The sequence below is a fragment of the Brevinematia bacterium genome (assembly GCA_039630355.1).
Lineage (GTDB): Bacteria > Spirochaetota > Brevinematia > DTOW01 > DTOW01 > SKYB106.
This window is the reverse complement of sequence record JBCNVF010000081.1, coordinates 1-3,411: the sequence shown is the minus strand read 5'-3', so window position 1 is coordinate 3,411 and position 3,411 is coordinate 1. Positions and strand designations below refer to the sequence as shown.

General features: G+C 36.6%; 1 protein-coding gene. It reads left to right on the top strand.

Annotated features, from left to right (window positions below):
- Nucleotides 1-3,354: PEGA domain-containing protein (locus ABDH28_05640; protein ID MEN2998500.1), on the top strand; the 3,354-nt coding region annotated here is incomplete at its 5' end.
- Nucleotides 3,355-3,411 lie beyond the last annotated feature (57 nt).

Here is a 3,411-nt window from a genome sequence, read left to right as displayed (position 1 = left end):
ATACCAGATATCAAAGGTGTTTTAGTTGCATCCTATAGTGCTTCTAAATCAGGTGTTAAGGTTGATATGCAATACTTGGATCAAGCTGGAAAATCCGTTGCTAAGAGAAGTTTTGAGATACCACTATCGTCTTTTATGGACAAAGATTACGTATTACTTCAAGTTAAGGAGAATATAGTAGATATTCTTTCTGCGTGGAAATACTATTACTACGATCCTAGAAGACTGGGTAATATTAACATATCGGTAAAGCCTTCGGTAAAGGATCTGTCAATAATGGTGAAGCCTGACAATATTCAGCTTAAGGTAGGTAAAAATACTCTTCCTGAGGGAGAGTATACTCTGATACTTACAGCATCGGGTTACCAAAGTATAATTACTAACATTTCTGTTCCAGGGGGAGGTAATATAAGTCTTTCATTCTCTCTTCAGAAATATACTCCTCAGGTCTCGCCTATACCTATGGGGTTGGTATACATAGATGCGAATGTTAAGGGAGTGCCAGTGATAATTGCTGAAGGTGGTATTTTCGGTGTAACACCTCTTTTGACAAATTTGGTAGAAGGAACAAAGAATGTAATATTCCAGCAAACTTCAACAACACTTCTAAAAAATGTGCAAATCCAAGTAAAGCCTAATGAGATAAATTACTTTTTCGTGAGTCTTGATAGGGTTGGAGCTGGGGTTAACATATATGCTGAAAATGGATCTTTTGTGGTTATAAATAGGAAGCTTGAAGGAGTTGTAACCTCTGGTAGCTACTCAAGGAACCTGACTAGGGGGATTCATACTATAACTGTTTTCAAGCATGGGTTTGAAGTTTTCAGAACAAATGTGAATATAGTTTCGGATGAGAAAATTAATATAAAGGTTAACTTAGAACCAAAGAAGATTCCTGTATTTATAGTCACGCCACAGACAAAGGAGGCAGTTGTATCCTACTTAGGCAAAAATATATCTACAACTCCGTATTCATTGAGGATTCAACATGGTAAGGAAGCAAAGATAGATATAATTGCTCAAGAGGTGGGTTTCAACAATACTTCGTTAACTGTAACTCCTGGTGTAAGGAAAATAAACTCGGTAGTTCAAGATCTCTCTCCTCTCTATGGAGACCTTTTGATAATAACGGATCCTATTGGTGCTATAGTAAAAATAGATGGCAGGATTGTGGGAAAGACTGAACTAGATGGGCTTTTGTTAAGAAGTATATCTGCAAGAAAATCTTTTCTCTTTATCCAAAGAGATGGGTACAAATCTATAAAAACCAATGTTCATATCTTGCCTAACATTCAGAACTCGCTATCCTTTAAGCTAAAGGAAGCTCCAATAAAACTTTTCGTAAACACGATTCCTGTCCAGAATGTTAGTGTATATCTAAATGAGGAGTATTATGGGGAAAATGATGGGATCATAAATGTAGAACTGGGGAATTTTGTTATGAGGCTGGTGAAAAGAGGATTTAAAACAGTATACACTAATGTTTCATTTCCTGAGAAAGTGGATACCGTAATTCCTTTAACCTTCCAGATGTCACCTGGTGTGAGTGATGTGGAACTAGTAGAGTATGTGAATAGTAATATCGTTGAGTTTGAGAAATTAGTTTCTAATGAGGTATACCTAGATGCTTACAACTTAATCAAGAAGGTGAAAGGTGAGATAGTAAGTTCTGGGTATACAAACTACTCTCGGGAAGTTGCAAAGCTTTTTGAATTTGTGAATAAAAGGGAAATTGAGATTAGATCCAAGGCGGAGTTTTATATTCTAAACAACGAAGCTAACGAAGCTCTAGCGAAGGTTGATGGATTGATAAAGGTGAGTGCTTACAGTGAAGGAATGAAACTTCTCAAAGACTTTATCACAAAAGTTGATCAATCCTCACTTTCATATACCGAGAAAAACCAGATAGTTGCGAAGCTGAGGGAAAAGTATAAAGAGATTGGTTTACTTAGTATTAGTAGTAGGGTTTCAAACATTACTATGCAAGCTGAAAAGCTTGTTGCTAGAGGTGAGAAATCGGCAGGTATGGCTCTTTACGAAGATGCTATAAAGGCTATAGATGAGCAAAAGGTTGAATTTCCTGAACTTGAGGAAAGTTTACTGAAGCTTAGGGCAAATGTACTGTCAAACTTTATTCCTCTGGGGATTGACGTAGTAAGTAATAAGGTAAAGGATACTCTTGTGGCAGTGGAAGAGCTGGAGAAGAGAGGTAATTACTCTAATGCAATTGAAATTCTTTCATCAGCGATAAAGGAAATAAAGCTTTCAAAACTTTATTATTTGGAAGAAATAAAGAAACTAGAGTCCATCTTAACTGAGAAGCACGATAGCTTGGTAAGAAGGAGTCTAGAGGAAGCTCAGGCTGAAAAAGTAAAGCTAACTTATGAGGAGATAAAAGCTTTACTTAAGGAGGCGATTAAACTAGCGGGTGAGGGGAATTATGAGGGAGCTGTAAAGAAGTATAATGAAGCATTGAAGCTAATAGAACTTTCTGAGTTCAAGGATCTTGATATCATCAAGAAACTAAAGGATGACATACTTGAGGATATTAAGAGGGTAGAACAGGAGAGAGAAGCTAAAGAAGAGGAGAAAGAAGTTAAGAGGGTTTATGAGGATATTAGGAGTATGGTTAAGGAGGCTGTAAGATTAGCGAGCATTGAAGAATACGACAGTGCAATCAGGAAATACCAGGAAGCGTTGAAAATAATAGATTTATCACCATACCGTGATAGACCTTCTATAGGTCAGCTAAGGGATAGTATAATCTCTGATATTGCAAAATTAGAGGAAGAAAGAAGGGTAAAAGAGGAGATAAAGATAAAGAAACTTAAGATTCAAGAGGAGATAGAAAAGAGGAAAAAGGAATTACCATGGTGGGTGGTAATGCAGAAGGCGTGGGTAGGAGTAGGGTTTGAAGTAAATTGCTCTGGAATTACGCCTGTAACAAGTGGATTATATTTAACAAATCTAAATATTCCAGTAGGTGGTAAGCTACATATTTCTTTCTTACCGATAATGGGGTTATCGGTTGGAGGATTTTATAATGCAAATTCCTTTACAGTGTCTCGAGAGTCTGCTTATCTAAGTTGGATGGCTTTAGGACAAATTGTTTTGAGGATACCTATCATTAAGCAACTTTCACTCTTTGGTGCTTTCGGAAGTGGGGTTGGACAGAGTATAAATGATCCTTTTAAGATTAGGTTGGGGCAAGATTTTATACTCAATGCAGGAATTGATCTAAAATTTAGCTGGTTTGGTATGAGACTTTCATATGATATGGCATTCTACGAAAACTTCAACAAAAACCAATTTGGTGGAAGTTTTGGAATAATACTTTGGGCTACCGAGGAATAGAAATAGACCCAATGAAACTCTTTAAAACAGTATGATACCTCTTTTTGTGATAAAAGA